The sequence below is a fragment of the Vibrio sp. 1249-1 genome (genome assembly GCF_033340495.1).
The window spans coordinates 362,776-378,690 of the sequence record NZ_JAWOWJ010000002.1; the positions used below are offsets into that span (position 1 = coordinate 362,776).

Annotated in this window: 13 protein-coding genes; 2 read left to right on the forward strand and 11 right to left on the reverse strand. The window is 44.7% G+C overall.

Annotated features, from left to right (window positions below):
• Positions 1-393: 393 nt before the first annotated feature.
• The 5 genes from R7Z50_RS05085 to R7Z50_RS05105 all read right to left on the reverse strand — a co-directional run bounded on the left by R7Z50_RS05085 (position 394) and on the right by R7Z50_RS05105 (position 4,266).
• Positions 394-576 (reverse strand): hypothetical protein, encoded by a 183-nt coding sequence (locus tag R7Z50_RS05085; protein WP_005377960.1) that lies wholly within the window; start codon positions 574-576, stop codon positions 394-396.
• A 177-nt stretch (positions 577-753) separates the two neighbouring features.
• Positions 754-1,728: a J domain-containing protein gene (locus R7Z50_RS05090; RefSeq protein ID WP_054574051.1), complete on the reverse strand. Its 975-nt coding sequence runs from the start codon at positions 1,726-1,728 to the stop codon at positions 754-756.
• Positions 1,729-1,804: 76 nt separating this feature from the next.
• Positions 1,805-2,464, reverse strand: a complete 660-nt coding sequence (locus tag R7Z50_RS05095) for an OmpA family protein (RefSeq protein ID WP_005377956.1) — start codon at positions 2,462-2,464, stop codon at positions 1,805-1,807.
• A 217-nt stretch (positions 2,465-2,681) separates the two neighbouring features.
• Complete coding sequence (locus R7Z50_RS05100; protein WP_005377954.1) at positions 2,682-3,377, reverse strand: DUF2786 domain-containing protein; 696 nt, start codon at positions 3,375-3,377, stop codon at positions 2,682-2,684.
• Between the two features lie 208 nt (positions 3,378-3,585).
• Positions 3,586-4,266, reverse strand: a complete 681-nt coding sequence (locus R7Z50_RS05105) for a DUF3334 family protein (protein ID WP_005388843.1) — start codon at positions 4,264-4,266, stop codon at positions 3,586-3,588.
• A gap of 263 nt (positions 4,267-4,529) precedes the next feature.
• Here R7Z50_RS05105 and R7Z50_RS05110 point away from each other — a divergent pair, with 263 nt between their 5' ends.
• Entirely contained in the window at positions 4,530-7,565 is a 3,036-nt protein-coding gene (locus R7Z50_RS05110) for an FAD-binding and (Fe-S)-binding domain-containing protein (RefSeq protein ID WP_064368092.1), read from the forward strand.
• Between the two features lie 73 nt (positions 7,566-7,638).
• Positions 7,639-8,100, forward strand: a complete 462-nt coding sequence (locus R7Z50_RS05115) for a methyltransferase family protein (protein ID WP_054577918.1) — start codon at positions 7,639-7,641, stop codon at positions 8,098-8,100.
• Positions 8,101-8,210: 110 nt separating this feature from the next.
• Here R7Z50_RS05115 and R7Z50_RS05120 read toward each other — a convergent pair whose 3' ends face one another.
• The 6 genes from R7Z50_RS05120 to hutC all read right to left on the reverse strand — a co-directional run bounded on the left by R7Z50_RS05120 (position 8,211) and on the right by hutC (position 15,689).
• Positions 8,211-8,936 (reverse strand): DUF3581 domain-containing protein, encoded by a 726-nt coding sequence (locus tag R7Z50_RS05120; protein ID WP_176310895.1) that lies wholly within the window; start codon positions 8,934-8,936, stop codon positions 8,211-8,213.
• 335 nt (positions 8,937-9,271) lie between these two features.
• Complete coding sequence (hutH, locus tag R7Z50_RS05125; protein ID WP_017821814.1) at positions 9,272-10,807, reverse strand: histidine ammonia-lyase; 1,536 nt, start codon at positions 10,805-10,807, stop codon at positions 9,272-9,274.
• Between the two features lie 11 nt (positions 10,808-10,818).
• Complete coding sequence (gene hutU / locus R7Z50_RS05130; RefSeq protein ID WP_054578031.1) at positions 10,819-12,516, reverse strand: urocanate hydratase; 1,698 nt, start codon at positions 12,514-12,516, stop codon at positions 10,819-10,821.
• A 73-nt stretch (positions 12,517-12,589) separates the two neighbouring features.
• Positions 12,590-13,600, reverse strand: coding sequence for a formimidoylglutamase (gene hutG / locus R7Z50_RS05135; RefSeq protein ID WP_054577916.1), 1,011 nt, complete (start codon positions 13,598-13,600; stop codon positions 12,590-12,592).
• 1 nt (position 13,601) lies between these two features.
• Positions 13,602-14,852 (reverse strand): imidazolonepropionase, encoded by a 1,251-nt coding sequence (gene hutI, locus R7Z50_RS05140; protein WP_203345818.1) that lies wholly within the window; start codon positions 14,850-14,852, stop codon positions 13,602-13,604.
• A 129-nt stretch (positions 14,853-14,981) separates the two neighbouring features.
• Positions 14,982-15,689 carry a histidine utilization repressor gene (gene hutC, locus R7Z50_RS05145; RefSeq protein ID WP_017634851.1) on the reverse strand — a complete coding sequence of 236 codons (708 nt, stop codon included), beginning with the start codon at positions 15,687-15,689 and terminating at the stop codon, positions 14,982-14,984.
• Between the last annotated feature and the right edge of the window lie 226 nt (positions 15,690-15,915).

Consider the following 15,915-nt stretch of genomic DNA (forward strand, 5'->3'; position numbering starts at 1 on the left):
TGCTGTATGCCTATACAGTAGTTTGTTTTGGCGACCTGATCAACAAGTTTCTCAAAAGTTATTTGCGGTTTTTTGAAAAGGAAATAAAAGAATTTTACTTTAAGTAATTGAATTTATTTGTTTATTTTTTATTTCTGATATGTCTAACATCAATTTAAAAATGTGAGGTGAGTAGAAAGTTGGACGAGAGACATACAGGGGTTTACTACTGTATATACAGGTGTTTTTCACGGACAGTGGTTTGTATACAGTGGAAGAGGGCTGATAACCGATGCGACATGCTATGTAGGATAGGAGGGAATACGAGATAGAGATTGGAAATAGGCTTGGGAGATCAAAAAAGCGCCTTATAAAAGGCGCTTTTGAAAATCAGTTCCATTGATTCCGTCTTGCTTAGCTCGCTCGTTGCAAACGTTCGCGCATTTGCAATTCGCCTTGGTTAAATAGGCGCACGTCGATTTTTGCCATATCGTAACAAGCTTTACATGAGTAGTGGTGCTTGCCATCTAAATAATCGTGACGAGTTACAAGACTAGGTTTTTTACACCAATCACAGGTGCCTTCTTCAGTGAACATTGATTTTCTCCCCACCTAGATTAATTTGAGTCGTTAGGTGTTATTTTGCGCCGGGCATTATGGCATAAAAGCGCGACTTAAGTTAAATGTCTGTTAATTTCTTTGAGAGGGAGATCGATTGCGGTGTTTGATTATATGGGAATAAAAGCATGGTAGCCAAAGTATCCTGACCTATTTTTACTGTTTTGTAACATTTTGTGAGACGAGCTTAAAGGCATGATTGAGTCGCTTCATTTCTTCTTCACTGCCCCTTGTGTCAGGATGATAAAGCTTTGATAACTGTCTATAGCGTAGCTTGATTGCCTGTAAATCAGGGATGGTTTGTGGTGTGTAGCCAAACATAGCACACGCGACGCTTAGCTTATGGTTTTCTGCCTGAGTTTTGGATTTCTTAAATTCTCTGAATACTTTCTCTAACTGACGCTTCAGTTGCTTGTTCGTAAACTCTAGCTCTTTTATTTTTTCCGCCATTCGTTGATTTTGGCTTTCCCCTTTGGCTTCACGCGCTTTTCTATTCTGCTTGAGTTTTTTGATCACGAGGAAACTTAAGCCGCTGATGATGAGTATCGCCGCTAGCCAAATCAGCCATAGAAACGGCGAGTGTTCTACTTTGGGGTTTGCAACTGTGCTTTTCTCTTCCTGTGCTTGCTCCGCCTTTTTATCGAGCGACTTTATTTGCGAGACTTGTTTAGCTCGCAGTTGGTTGAAGCGCTGCTCTAACAGTTGATTATAAGCCTGTTCTGCTGCTGGATTATGCTGAGAAGCCATTTGATACAAAGCTTCAGTCAATTGAGATGCTGTGACCTTATCTTGATTGCGCTGAATAAAGTTAGCGAGAAGAAAGCCCCGATCGGTTGGGTCATTGAGTGCGATAGAGGTTAGCCAATATAACGCTTGTGTTTCATTTTTTTCGCCATTTATCCCTTTAGCAAAGTCGTTCGCGAGCTGTTTTTGCGCAGGGAGGTAACCTTGGTTGGCGGATTGCTCTAGCCAGTAACGCGTTTCTGGTGAGGCTTCAGCTTTGTGTGATGCCAATAATTGCTGTGCATACTCATATTGTTCGATGGGGTCAATTGGAGCTTGAGAGGCAAGCGAGTAACCAGAAAAGCTGAGGCTAAATAAGCAGAGTAGGGCAGACGTTTTGACAGACATTAATATGTCAGGCCTAACGATAATGGTTAGGCCTGCTCCGGTAATTTTTTATTATTACCGTTATGGTGCAACCAAATTACTTCAGTGGCAAGATCTGGATTTCAACACGACGGTTGCACGCACGACCTTCAGAAGTTTGGTTTGAGCAAATTGGGTTACGTTCGCCGTAGCCGCGTGCAATTGCACGACCAGGTGCAACGTTTTGAGATACTAGGAATTGACGTACGGACTCTGCACGGCGCTCTGACAACGTTTGGTTGTATGACTCACTACCTGTGCTATCCGTGTAACCGTCAATAACGAGACTGGTATCTGGGTACTCAACTAGGATGCGAGCAACACCGCGTAGAGTATTATGGATACTAGCATCAAGCTGGTAAGAGCTTGAAGAGAAGCCGATACCGTTTTCCATACGCAGTAAAAGCTGATTTTCACCAACACGCTGAACTTGTACGCCAGAGTTTAGCAAAGCGCGACGTAATTCCGCTTCTTGTTGGTCAAAGTAGTAACCAACGCCAGCGCCAGTCGCTCCGCCTGCGGCTGCACCAATGAGTGCATGCTGACGACGTTCTTTAGCATCATCACCCGTTGCTAGGCCGATTGCTGCGCCAGCGATCGCACCAATAAGCGCGCCTTGCGTGGTGGAGTTAGTTTCGTATTCACCCGTTGTTGCATTTTGGCGTTGAGTGGCTTGACAGCCAGTAAGAGCTAGCACTAGAGCTAGTGCAATAGGCATCTTTTTCAAGGGAAAATCTCCGTATAAAACTGAGGCGAAACCATGCCTCATAATGGGATGCGAATTATGAATAAACAAGCATTAATATTTGTTATGAGAAAGTAAGATTGATAAGAGTTTCTGTAAGAAAATTCCTATCAATACTGCCAAAGCTCTCAAAGTAAGCCCCATCGACATCGAAGTCATTGCTGCTTATGTGAATCCTTTACTATCCTGGCTATTTCGATGAATCGCCCAACATTTTGCGTGCTTGTTCGCCGCCCACTCCACGGTTAACTGAAACCTTTCTACCTTTCTTTAAGCCCACTTCGTAGTCTTCAGTTAGGTTTTTCATCGCTTCTTTCAATTGCTTCTTGAACGTTTCGCGGTCAATGTTTTGGAATTCTTTATCAATATAGTCATTAATTTTATTGGCCGACTCTTCATCTGGAGAAATAATTGGCAATTTTTCAATCGCGCCTTCCACCCAGCCAGATACAAATGAGTTCACACGGCGAGTCACTTCCTGAGAAGAGGTGCCTGTGCCAGCAAAGCTGTTTCGGAATTGTCCGGTACTTTCGTTCATCTCGCGATAAACAATATCGAAAGCAAATGCAGCAAAAATAGCGCGATCTGCTTCACCGATAAATTCGACACGTTTGAGCCCTTTGTGATTCAACAATACTGCTTCGACACCGAATTTTGTGTTAATGCCGCGAATCACTCGCAATATGGTAGAACTGATGTTCGCTGGTAGCAGATGAGAAGATTGTGTTTTTCCCATTCTGATGAACTCAATATCGTCTTTATCGAGACCATATTTAAGCATGAGGCGATGTGCCATTTTGATAGCATTGGCAGCCTCATTAACATTAGCGGAATTGCCCAGTTCTAAGCACTTGGCGATTTTTTTCAGAGCTTTTTGTTTATCCATCGACAACCAGTAACGAAAGCAGAAAATTTATGAAGTCAGACATATTACCTTTTTTGACATAAAAACGAAATACAAGGTGGGACTGAAGATAATTTCTGCACATAAAAAGAAGCCTCGCATTAAGCGAGGCTGGCGTTTTAGTTCGTCGTAATCAGTATGAAGTCGTACTTGTGTCTAAGAAGCCATTCTTCATTAAGATTCGTTAGAATTACAACCCGAGCTGGTTGAGCAAGTCATCGGCATCATCGTTTGAACCCGACGATTTAGATTCTTTCTCAGCCAACTGTTTACGTGTTGCCTCTAAAATGTCGTCTGGGTTTTCGTCTTCAGCAACTTCAAACTCTTCCAGTTGGATGAACTCAGTTTTATCCATTGCTAGCTCGAGATAGAAAATATTGTTGTTTTCGGTGGAGAACGTCACTCTGCGCGCTTGAGGGCGGTCAAGGTTGGTATCAACTTGTAAGATAACTTGCTTATTCAGCGCCAGCATTTTTGGTTGGTTTTGTGTGATGTTCGTTTGCAGGTCTTTACGAATTTTATTAGTGAAGTCTCCGACCAGTTGATTCATGAGTTCACCCAGAACATCGCCTACCTCGTCAGAAGTATGAGATATTGCCAGCTCTTCTTCTGGCATGCCCATATTACGCATGTAGTTGGTGTAGATCTCCAGTGCGGCTTTTGCCGTAAAATTAATCACAACTAGCCCGGTAAATCCGCCATCAAACAGAACAAAACAGCCAAAATCTGGTTTGAGGCTAGTCTTGTGGATTTTTTGCACCATTGCTGAATAATTTACTTGAGAAGATGTCGCCGAAGTAAGTACGCCAGAAACAGACTGGCAAAGTTTGAGAAGGATATCTTCAGTGGTCACAATTTTATTTTTTTTCATTCTGAAAACTCATCTAGAAACGCGATTCGTTCCCCAATGTAAGGCATCAAGCGTGAAAAAATAAAGCATAAGTTTAATTATTGTATCGAGATTCTGATTTGCTCGTCTTTTTAAATGTTGTAAAGTGACGAAATTCAAAGAGTATTACTTCACTAACTCTTTTGTGGTGTTTTTTTTCGCTTAGCGCCAATTTGTATGAGAAGTGAGCAAATAATTACACAACCCGCAGCTGATCGGATCAGCGTCGTAGGGGCAGGAAGCAAATGTTACCAAGATTACACTCGCAAACTGATGTCGATCCTCTTGTTCTTAGTTTTCTGAAAGAGCTTGAGCACGCCGGATTCACTGGCGATATCGAAAGCCAATATTCAAGCCGACTAGCGGTTGCCACTGACAACAGTGTTTACCAGCAACTTCCTCAGTCTGTCGTTCATCCCAAAACGACAGAAGATGTTTCTCTCCTCGGGAAACTGAGCAATAAAGAAAAGTACGAACGAATTACCTTTTCACCTCGTGGTGGCGGCACAGGGACCAATGGTCAGTCGCTAACCAAAGGTATTGTGGTGGATATGTCTCGTCACATGAACAAAGTGCTTGAGATTAATGAGAAAGAAGGCTGGGTTCGTGTACAAACTGGTGTAGTGAAAGACCAGTTAAATGACGCTGTTCGCCCTTATGGCTACTTCTTCTCTCCAGACTTATCTACCAGTAACCGTGCAACGATTGGCGGCATGGTCAACACCGATGCTTCTGGTCAAGGTTCTCTGAAATACGGAAAAACATCCGATCATGTTTTGTCGCTACAAGCGGTGTTTGCTGATGGTTCAATTTTAGAGTCGGACTTGTCTCATGGTTACCCAAAAGAAGGCGAGTTTGCTGCCAAGGCGCTACGTGTAACGGAATCCGTATGTCGTGAAAAACGCCAGCAGATCGTAGATAAGTTTCCTCCTCTTAACCGATTTTTAACGGGCTACGATTTAAAAAATGCCTTGAATGAAGACGGTGACCGTTTCGATATCACACGAGTACTGTGCGGCGCTGAAGGTTCATTGGCATTCATTACCGAAGCGAAGCTTAACCTGACGCCAATTCCGAAAGCGCGTACTTTGGTTAACGTTAAATACAACAGCTTTGATTCTGCACTGCGTAATGCACCGTTTATGGTAGAAGCGAAGGCGTTGTCTGTAGAAACCGTTGACTCAAAAGTGCTTAATCTCGCGAAGCAAGATATCGTTTGGCACACCGTGAGCGATTTACTTACCGATGTTCCAAATAAAGAGATGCTTGGCATCAATATGGTGGAATACGCAGGTCAGGACGAAGAGGAAGTTGCTGCTCAGGTTGCAGCATTGACCGCCAAGCTCGATACCATGTTGGAAACAGAAGAAGCGGGCATTATCGGCTACCAAGTTTGTAACGATGTAGCGAGCATTGGGCGTATTTACAACATGCGTAAAAAAGCGGTGGGTTTGTTAGGCGCAGCAAAAGGTCGTGCTAAACCGGTCGCATTCGCTGAAGATACTTGTGTGCCACCAGAAAACCTGGCGGACTTCATTGTGGAGTTTCGAGAACTGTTAGACAGCAAGTCTCTGAATTACGGCATGTTTGGTCACGTCGATGCTGGGGTGCTTCACGTACGTCCTGCGTTGGATTTGTGTGACCCGCACCAAGAAGCATTGATGCACGAAGTTTCTGATGAAGTGGTTAAGCTGGTGGCGAAATACGGCGGTTTGATGTGGGGTGAACACGGCAAAGGTTTCCGTTCAGAATATGGCCCTGAGTTTTTCGGTGATGAGTTGTTTACTGAACTGAGACGTGTGAAAGCGGCATTCGATCCACACAACAAAATGAACCCGGGCAAAATCTGTACACCGCTGGATAGTGATGCAGAGCTTGTCAAAGTTACCGATACCAAACGTGGTTACTATGACCGTCAGATTGACGTTCAAGTACGTGACAGCTTTAAACAAGCGATGGAATGTAACGGTAACGGTTTGTGTTTTAACTACGATACCAGCTCGCCAATGTGTCCATCGATGAAAGTAACAGCCGATCGTCGTCATTCACCGAAAGGTCGTGCGGGTTTGGTTCGCGAGTGGTTGCGTCAGCTTACTGAGCAAGGCATTGATATTCTTGACTTAGAAAAGCAAACACTAGAAAACAAAACATCAATCAAAACCATGATTGACCGCGTACGTCATTCTATCAATCGTCGTCACGAGTATGACTTCTCTCACGAAGTGTATGAAGCGATGAATGGTTGTTTGGCGTGTAAAGCGTGTGCGAGTCAGTGTCCGATTAAAGTCGATGTTCCGAGCTTTCGCTCGCGCTTTTTAAACATCTATCACTCTCGTTACCAACGTCCTGCAAAAGACTATCTGGTTGCGAACATTGAGACTATGCTGCCGATGATGGCGAAAGCGCCAGGTGTCGTAAATGGTGTTTTGAAGCAGTCGTGGGTGAAAAGTTTAACGGCATCTACGGTCGGGTATGTCGATGCGCCGTTGTTATCAGTACCCACCTTGAAACAACGAGTAGAGTCGCTGACAACGCCTTATGATCTGCAAGCGCTCAGTGGTTTGTCTTCGTCTGAAAAGAGCAAGCATGTTTTAATTGTTCAAGACCCATTCACTAGTTACTACGACGCTGATGTCGTTGAAGACTTCGTTAAGTTATTGAAAAAGCTGGGTATGAATCCGGTGCTTCTGCCGTTTAAGCCGAATGGTAAAGCACAACACATTAAAGGGTTTTTACGTCAGTTTAAGGACACAGCAGCCGACACAGCGAAGTTCTTGGCGATGGTAGCGGATCTGGATATTCCATTAGTTGGCGTCGATCCTGCTTTGGTGCTGTGTTATCGAGATGAATACGCTGAAGTGCTTGGCAGTAAGCGAGGTAATTTCGATGTACTAACAGCCCACGAATGGCTTTACCCAAGACTAGAAGCGTTTGAAAGCGGAGAGCATAAGGCGCAGGAACCTTGGTATCTGTTTGCGCACTGTACTGAAAAAACCAAAATGCCAAATGCGGAAAAAGAGTGGGGCGCTATTTTTGCTCACTTTGGTGCAGTTTTGAATACGGTACCTGTTGGTTGTTGTGGTATGGCGGGTACGTTTGGTCATGAGGTTGATAAGTTGTCGATGTCGAAAGACATTTACAATTTAAGCTGGAAGCCAAGCTTAGATAAGTTGGATAGCGAGAGATGTTTGATTACAGGCTATTCTTGCCGCAGCCAAGTGAAACGCTTTGAAGGAACGAAGCCCAAGCATCCCGTTCAGGCATTGTTAACTTTGTTGTAATCGGACTAAATCAAGCCCAGTTTTACTGGGCTTTTTAGAAACCGTACTTAGACCCTTTCAAAGGATATGAATCTTGAGAAAACTTGAACTCAAAGTCCCACCTGTTGCGGTGTTTTTGCTAGTCATACTTTTGATGTACGGACTTAAAGTTTTGACGCCGAGCATGAACATTCGAGTCCCCTTTGTTGAATTTGTAGTAGGTGTATTAACTTTGTTGTCTGGCTACATGAGCATTGCTGGCGTGTATGAATTTCGCAAAGTAAAAACCACAGTGAACCCAGTAAAACCTGAAGCGGCATCTTCTGTTGTAAGAACTGGTGTGTTTGCCTTTTCACGCAACCCTATGTACACGGCATTATTGCTTCTAATCATAGCAACTGGTTTGTGGTGGCAGCACTTGAGTGTGGTGCTTTGTGGCGTGATATTTGTCAGTTATATGAATCGGTTTCAAATCAAGCCTGAGGAACGCGTTTTAGAGCGATTGTTTGGTGAAGAGTATGTGGATTATAAAAACCATGTTCGTCGTTGGCTCTAAGCATTGCGTTTAGTTTTGTTTGGATGAGACATAAAAAGAAAGCCCAACGGTCGACGTTGGGCTTTCTTTTAGTAAACACGTTTTTTGTGCGCTTCTGATAGGGCAGTCGACTAGGCTGCCTTAACGAACTTTGCTAGGAATGCATCCTTACGTTCATTAAAGCGGCGTACAAGGTCGTCAACCGCTTCTTGGTCATATGGCTTCAAGCCACTTGCAACCATGCGCTTAATACCTTTACCAACGACTTCACTGTCTTCTTTGAACGCAAAGTTTAAGGTGACTACACCTCGTTTTCCTTCTACGTCGAATGTTGCGCCAGTGAAATCCACCTCTGGATGCGTAAGGTCTAAGCGTGAAAATTCGACTTCCATGCTTTCATAAATAACTAATGGACGCTGGCAGTTAATCATCATTTGCTTCTCTTCCATAAGAGGAACCATGATGTGAGGGAAGTTCATACCAGAAAATTGCACGTAATTTGTCACTACATGCTCAATAAATGCCGGATCGTGGTTAGTTTCACCTTCACGGGACATGTGTAAGTATTCTTTACCTGCCTCGTCAACAACAGCGCTTTCTTTGTCACACTTATTTTCAATATGAAGTGCTACACCATCGTTTACCATGCCAGAGAAGTTAAAACGCATCTTTTGGCTAACGCCTTCTTTACTAAGAAGCACAGCGAAAAGTAAATCTCCAGGGACACAAAAGCGTTTGTTGTCTTCATCATGAATTGGGTTGTAGTCATCTGCGACACGTTTTGCAAAGTGGCTTGCTTGTTCGCGAGTGAACTGAAACTGGTGATTAGTGTTTGAAAAATAAGGTGTTAGAAACATAATTTTTACGTAGTAACCAAAACTGTGTGGGATTATATGCGAATATCTGCGTAGCAATGGTCCATCCAGTGAAAACTTCACCGTATCCTAACAATAAGACACTATTTCGGCGGATAAACCGTTAAAAACGCATACTTTAGCAACGCTTTTATTTGTGAAAACAATAAACAACGACCTTTTCGCTCGCCTATCTTTTAAAGTATAGCCATCAAAGTAGACAGGCGTTCATAAATAGTGCCATCAACATGTTTAATCGTATGTAAAAAGGCTCCACGCTGAACGTAGAGCCTTCAAGTCATTATCTGTTTATTCGATGAAATGCCAGTTATGCTTGGTTATTGAACACTTGGTAACAAGCTCTCTGGCATGAGCGTGTTGTGGATAGCCAGCTTAAGCAGAGTATTTGCCTGTTCAATGTCTGGAGCAAAGTAGCGATCTTTATCGTAGAACGATACTTTTTCACGCAACATTTGTTTCGCAATCTCAATACGCTCAGAGGACTTGTTTGGTGCTCTAAAGTCTAGGCCTTGTGCTGCTGAGAGGTATTCTACCGCCAGAATACCGCGAGTGTTTTCGCCCATTTCTTTCAATCTGCGAGCCGCGAATGTTGCCATTGACACGTGATCTTCTTGGTTTGCAGATGTTGGCAAGCTGTCTACTGACGCTGGGTGAGCTAGTGTTTTGTTTTCACTTGCTAACGCAGCAGAGGTAACCTGAGCAATCATGAAACCAGAGTTCACACCACCATTGTCGACTAAGAACGGTGGTAGTTTTGATAGCGCGCTATCGATAAGTAATGCCATACGACGTTCAGACAAGCTACCGATCTCGGCAATCGCAAGTGCTAGGTTGTCGGCTGCCATTGCAACAGGCTCCGCGTGGAAGTTACCGCCAGAGATGATGTCACCATCTTCAGCAAACACCAACGGATTATCTGATACGGAGTTCGCTTCTACTTGTAATACTTCCGCCGCATTGCGGATTTGCTGTAAACACGCGCCCATCACTTGAGGCTGACAGCGCAAAGAATACGGGTCTTGTACTTTTTCACAGTTAGTGTGCGAATCACCTATTTCACTCGATGTGTCTAACAAATGACGGTATGCGAGTGCTGCGTCCATTTGGCTGCGATGACCACGTACACGGTGAATGCGCGGATCGAATGGACGTCGGCTGCCGAGAGCGGCTTCAACAGACATTGCACCACAAACGGTTGCTGACGCGAAAAGGTCTTCCGCGATAAACAGGCCTTCCAATGCGAACGCTGTGGATGCCTGAGTCCCATTTAGTAGCGCTAAGCCTTCTTTTGGCGCCAGAGTGATAGGCTCTAGACCTGCGATTTTTAATGCTTCTTGCCCGGAAATGATTTTACCGTTGTGGCGAGCTTGTCCTTCTCCCAGTAATACAGTGCTCATATGGGCTAGAGGAGCTAAGTCACCTGATGCGCCAACAGAGCCCTTTTTAGGTACACAAGGGTAAACTTGTGCGTTGACTAGGTCGGTCAGCATATTAATGACTTTTAGGCGAATCCCAGAAAAGCCACGAGACAGACTATTGATTTTTAATACCATCATCAGACGAACCGTTTCATCTGACATAAACTCACCGATACCTGCCGCATGAGAAAGAACGATACTGCGTTGCAGTGTTTCTAAATCTTCTGGTGCTATTCGTGTGTTAGCCAATAGCCCAAAACCAGTGTTAATTCCGTAAACCGTTCGATCTTCCGCGATGACTCGGTCTACGACCTGTGTGCTTTCTTCAATGGCCGGAATGGCTTCAGGATCCAAAGTAAGGTTGACTGGTGAACGGCTCACTTGGCGTAGTTCGTTTAAGCTAATATGACCTGGCTTTAGCGTTAAATTTAACATCTCTTTCATCCTTACTTGAGCTTCTTCAGTTCTTCGTTGAGCATTGGCAAATCTAGCCCTTGCTCTGCTGCACATTGTTTAGCGATATCGTATCCCGCATCAGCATGACGCATCACGCCTGTTGCTGGGTCGTTATGCAGCACGCGGGCAATACGTTGTGAGGCATCTTCACTGCCGTCACAGCAGATAACCATACCTGAGTGTTGCGAGAAGCCCATACCTACGCCACCGCCGTGGTGCAGTGAAACCCAAGTTGCGCCGCCCGCCGTGTTGAGTAGCGCGTTTAATAATGGCCAGTCTGATACGGCGTCAGAACCGTCCATCATACCTTCGGTTTCACGGTTCGGGCTTGCTACAGAGCCAGAGTCTAAGTGATCTCGACCAATGACAACGGGCGCTTTAAGTTCGCCATTTTTCACCATTTCGTTGAATGCTTGACCAAGACGCTCACGATCTTTAAGACCAACCCAGCAAATACGCGCAGGTAAACCTTGGAACTGGATGCGTTCGCGAGCCATATCTAGCCAGTTATGTAAGTGCGGATTATCTGGAATTAGCTCTTTTACTTTTTGGTCGGTTTTATAAATGTCCTCAGGATCGCCAGAGAGAGCAGCCCAACGGAAAGGACCGATACCTTCACAGAATAGAGGACGAATGTAGGCTGGAACGAAGCCAGGGAAATCAAATGCGTTTTCTACGCCTTCTTCCAAGGCCATCTGGCGGATGTTGTTACCGTAGTCGAGTGTTGCGGCGCCGCGATTTTGCAGCTCTAACATCGCTTGAACTTGCACAGCCATGGATTTTTTCGCTGCTTTTACGACCATTGCTTCATCTTGCAAACGCATTTCTGCTGCGTGAGACATGCTCCAGCCTTGTGGTAAATAGCCATTGAGCGGGTCGTGTGCAGACGTTTGGTCTGTTACTACATCAGGCGTGATATTACGTTCTACCAGCTCAGAGAAAACGTCTGCTGCATTACCTAGTAGACCAACCGATACTGGTGTGTCTGACTCTTTAATGATAGCTAGCGCTTCATCTAAAGAAGTCGCTTTCTTATCGACATAGCCTGTACGTAGGCGGTAATCGATACGTGACTCATCACACTCTACTGCAATCATGGAGAAGCCCGCCATTGTACCAGCGAGAGGTTGAGCACCACCCATGCCACCGAGACCACCTGTTAGAATCCAACGGCCCTTTGCTTCACCGTCAAAGTGTTTTTTTGCAACAGATACGAACGTTTCGTATGTGCCTTGTACGATACCTTGCGAGCCAATGTATATCCAGCTGCCAGCGGTCATTTGGCCGTACATCATCAAGCCTTGTTTATCGAGCTCGTTGAAGTGTTCCCAGTTTGCCCAATGCGGAACAAGGTTTGAGTTTGCGATAAGCACGCGTGGGGCATTTTTATGAGTAGGGAAAACACCAACAGGCTTGCCTGATTGAACTAAAAGCGTTTGGTCATCTTCGAGTCTTTCAAGTACTTCAACAATCTTGTCGTAACATTCCCAGTTTCGCGCTGCTCGGCCAATGCCGCCATATACAACCAGTGAATGTGGATGTTCTGCAACATCAGGATCAAGGTTGTTCATCAGCATACGAAGAGGGGCTTCGGTTAGCCAAGATTTTGCGCGCAGTTTATCTCCGTGAGGTGCACGAATTGTTCTGCTTGTATCAAGTCGTGGATCTTGTCCCTGGCGCTGTGTCATTTCAGACTCCTTTAGTTTCTCGTGATGACCAAGTACTTGCTTGGTCGTAATAATCAGTGGCATCTGGGATGCATTATGGTTTGTGCTGTTTTTCCGCCATTGCGTTGGCGATATCCCAACACAAACGGGCAGCTAATCGTGCTGTTTGACTATCCACGTCATAATTTGGGTTGTATTCGGCGATATCAGCCAGCATTAACTTATTTTTGTAATGAAGAATTCGATCTAAAAAGGGTGCAATAGTGTCGTAACTCACTCCCCGAGCTGCTGGTGCGCTGACTCCAGGTGCGGTTGCGGCAGGAAATACATCCAGATCAATGGTCAAATAGAGGTAGTCACAGTCGTCAATAAAATGCTGAAGCTGAGTTAAGTGATAACTGTGGTTTAAGTAGCAGAGCTGATTGTCCTCTACATACCAAACATTTAACGCATCTGCTTTTTCAAATAGCGCTTTAGTGTTGCTACTGCGGCTTACACCAATACAAGCGTAATGAAAGTCCCAATCGTTACGTTGACAAAAATGGTGAATTTGGTTGAAGGGTGTACCAGAGCTCGGTCTTATGTCGGCGAGGTTGCTCTCAAATGCGCGCAAATCGAAATGAGCATCGAAATTAATAATGCCGATTTTAGGCTTCTTCTCTGGATAGTGCTCTTTAAAATACCCCGCTAAGCCGGAAAAGGAGGCCCACGCAATCTCATGCCCACCACCTAGCACGATGACTGGCGTATGGGGCAGTGCGCTTGAAATAGTTGCTGCACATAGAGTTTGGCTCTCTTCCAGTAAGTCGTCTTCACACACCACAGTACCTAAGTCATATAGCGGGGCGTCTTGGTGCCATGCTAAATTAGCGAGTGCTCGTCGGATTAAGTCTGGCGCTTTTTTCGCGCCAATGCGTCCTTTGTTTCTCGCAACGCCAGCGTCGGTAGCAAAACCGAGTAATGAGACGCCATGCGCAACGGCACTCAACTCATCTGCTTTTTGGCGTTGAACAACGTGATGAATTCGCTGACCAAGCTTGCCGTCCTCGGCATCATGACGACCTTGCCAATGAAATAGGGGAGAGTGTAGGTCGAACTGAGACATATTATTGGCCTCCGTGTGAAATGTATTCACCATTTACTATACGACCTACCAGACGTTTTGCTCCGACTTGATAGCTTAAATCCGCAGGGCTTTCGATATCCCAGATAGAGAAGTCCGCATCAAACCCTACTTTGATTTCGCCACGTGAGTTTTGATAACCCAGAGCTTTGGCTGCATGTTGCGTTACACCACGCAGTGCTTCTTGCGGTGTAAGGCGAAATAGCGTGCACGCCATATTCAGCATGAGTGTGAGATCAGAAAATGGTGATGTACCTGGGTTGACGTCCGTAGCAATTGCCATCGGCACGTTATGCTCTCTCAACAACTCAATCGGTGGTAACTGAGTTTCTCTTAGAAAATAAAAAGCGCCAGGCAATAGAGTGGCGACGGTGTTTGATCGAGCAAGTGCTTTAACACCTTGCTCATCTAAAAACTCGATGTGATCCGCTGACAGACCGTTGTATTGCGCAGTGAGGGCTGTACCACCGAGATTAGAAAGTTGCTCAGTATGCCCTTTAACCTTTAAGCCGTGGCGTTTTGCAGCTACAAACACTTTTTCTGTTTGTTCAAGATTGAAACCAATCGATTCACAAAAAACATCGACACTCGTAGCTAATTCTTCCTTTGCGACAACAGGGATTATGTCCTGACAAATGTGCTCAATATAATCATCTGCACGACCTTGGAACTCTGGCGGAATGGCGTGAGCGGCGAGAAGTGTAGTAGTGATTTTAACTTTGCGCTCTTGTTCAAGCATTTTGGCTGCACGGAGCATTTTTATTTCATCATTCAGTGTCAATCCGTAGCCTGATTTCACTTCGACAGAAGTGACGCCGCTCGCGAGTAGCCCGTCTAAACGTGGCAACGCTAACTCAACTAATTGCGCTTCGGTTGCTGAACGCGTCGCATGCACCGTTGAAAGTATCCCACCGCCTTGTTTGGAAATTTCTTGATATGGCACGCCGTTTAAGCGCATTTCAAATTCGTTGGCACGATTGCCCGCGTAAATAAGATGAGTGTGGCAGTCGATCAAACCTGGCAGAACTAACTTGCCTTGAAGGTCGATACTCTGAGCGTAATGTTGGGCAGACAACAGGGACTTGGTTTGTGGCGCGTCTTCACCAATGGCACAAGTACTGATCGCAACGATTTTTCCAGATTGAATACCAATGCGCGCTGGAGGCGTTGGAAGGTATCCGCATTCTCCCGATTGCATGGTAACTAGACGTGCGTTTTCAATCAGCAAATCCATGTTTGTGTCCCTGTGTTTATTTGTATCATTAAATGTATATACAAATAAATAGAGCAAAATAAGAATACTGACAAGATTGATGTTGCTAAAATGTGATCAAAACGTAGATCTAGAGGACAAATCTTGTCCTTAAATGAGCACTTTTGAGCTCAGCTTATATTTGTTACCAGGGTGATAAAGTAGGGCGGTACTGACTAACTTATCTTGGCTCCACGTTCTGCGATTCAAGAGAAGGCAAGGTTCATTGGCTTGCATTTTTAAGTCTTGCTTAATACGGCTTTCAGGCACAATTGCCTCTACAGTATGTTCTATCGCGCTGAGTGGGCAATTATCTGACAGGTATTGATTTGGAGTGATTTGTGTGAAGTCTTGATTTAAATAACTCGGGGCATATTGGCTATTCACCCAGCGGAGCTCCAATTGAATCGGCGTTTGGTCTTCATAGTGAATAATTTCACTGTAAAACACTGTCGTGCCTAACATAACGCCGAGTTTTGTCGCAATGTTGTCATCTGCTTTTATAGCAATCTGTTTGAGCACTTTACTGCCATACTTTCGCCCTCTATCGCTGACTTCTTCGGCAATGTTTCGAATGTCTAGCAGGGGAGATTCTGACTTTTCACCAGGATCACACACGAACGTGCCTAAGCGTGGGCGACGTTGTAATCGGCCCTCATTAACTAAATCCCGAATTGCTTTGTTCACTGTCATTCTACTGACACCAAATTGCTCGGTAAGCTCAATCTCGGTGGCGATGCGATGACCAACTACCCACTCTCCAGCCTCAATTTTATCCAGGATAAATTGTTTAATTTGAATGTAGAGTGGTGCAGACATAATCATTTTCCTTTATTTGACTATACAAATACTGCTTAATTTAGGTACAAATTGCAAACATTTCTCGACGAATGTACCGCTTAGTGACCGAGCAATCCTATTGCAGAGCTGAATGACTCTTGCTGCTGAGCATTATTTGGATTGATGATTGAATTCAAACATTTTCTTGTGGTCTATTGCTTGCACAGCAGAAAACAATTGTGTAAACAAACGATTATTAGAAGAA

Coding starts and splice junctions, on each gene's coding strand:
- R7Z50_RS05100 (WP_005377954.1), bottom strand. CDS start 3,377: ATGGATAAACAAAAAGCTCTGAAAAAAATCGCCAAGTGCTTAGAACTG.
- R7Z50_RS05085 (WP_005377960.1), bottom strand. CDS start 576: ATGTTCACTGAAGAAGGCACCTGTGATTGGTGTAAAAAACCTAGTCTT.
- R7Z50_RS05105 (WP_005388843.1), bottom strand. CDS start 4,266: ATGAAAAAAAATAAAATTGTGACCACTGAAGATATCCTTCTCAAACTT.
- R7Z50_RS05095 (WP_005377956.1), bottom strand. CDS start 2,464: ATGCCTATTGCACTAGCTCTAGTGCTAGCTCTTACTGGCTGTCAAGCC.
- hutC (WP_017634851.1), bottom strand. CDS start 15,689: ATGTCTGCACCACTCTACATTCAAATTAAACAATTTATCCTGGATAAA.
- hutH (WP_017821814.1), bottom strand. CDS start 10,807: ATGTTAAATTTAACGCTAAAGCCAGGTCATATTAGCTTAAACGAACTA.
- R7Z50_RS05120 (WP_176310895.1), bottom strand. CDS start 8,936: ATGTTTCTAACACCTTATTTTTCAAACACTAATCACCAGTTTCAGTTC.
- hutI (WP_203345818.1), bottom strand. CDS start 14,852: ATGGATTTGCTGATTGAAAACGCACGTCTAGTTACCATGCAATCGGGA.
- hutG (WP_054577916.1), bottom strand. CDS start 13,600: ATGTCTCAGTTCGACCTACACTCTCCCCTATTTCATTGGCAAGGTCGT.
- R7Z50_RS05090 (WP_054574051.1), bottom strand. CDS start 1,728: ATGTCTGTCAAAACGTCTGCCCTACTCTGCTTATTTAGCCTCAGCTTT.
- hutU (WP_054578031.1), bottom strand. CDS start 12,516: ATGACACAGCGCCAGGGACAAGATCCACGACTTGATACAAGCAGAACA.
- R7Z50_RS05110 (WP_064368092.1), top strand. CDS start 4,530: ATGTTACCAAGATTACACTCGCAAACTGATGTCGATCCTCTTGTTCTT.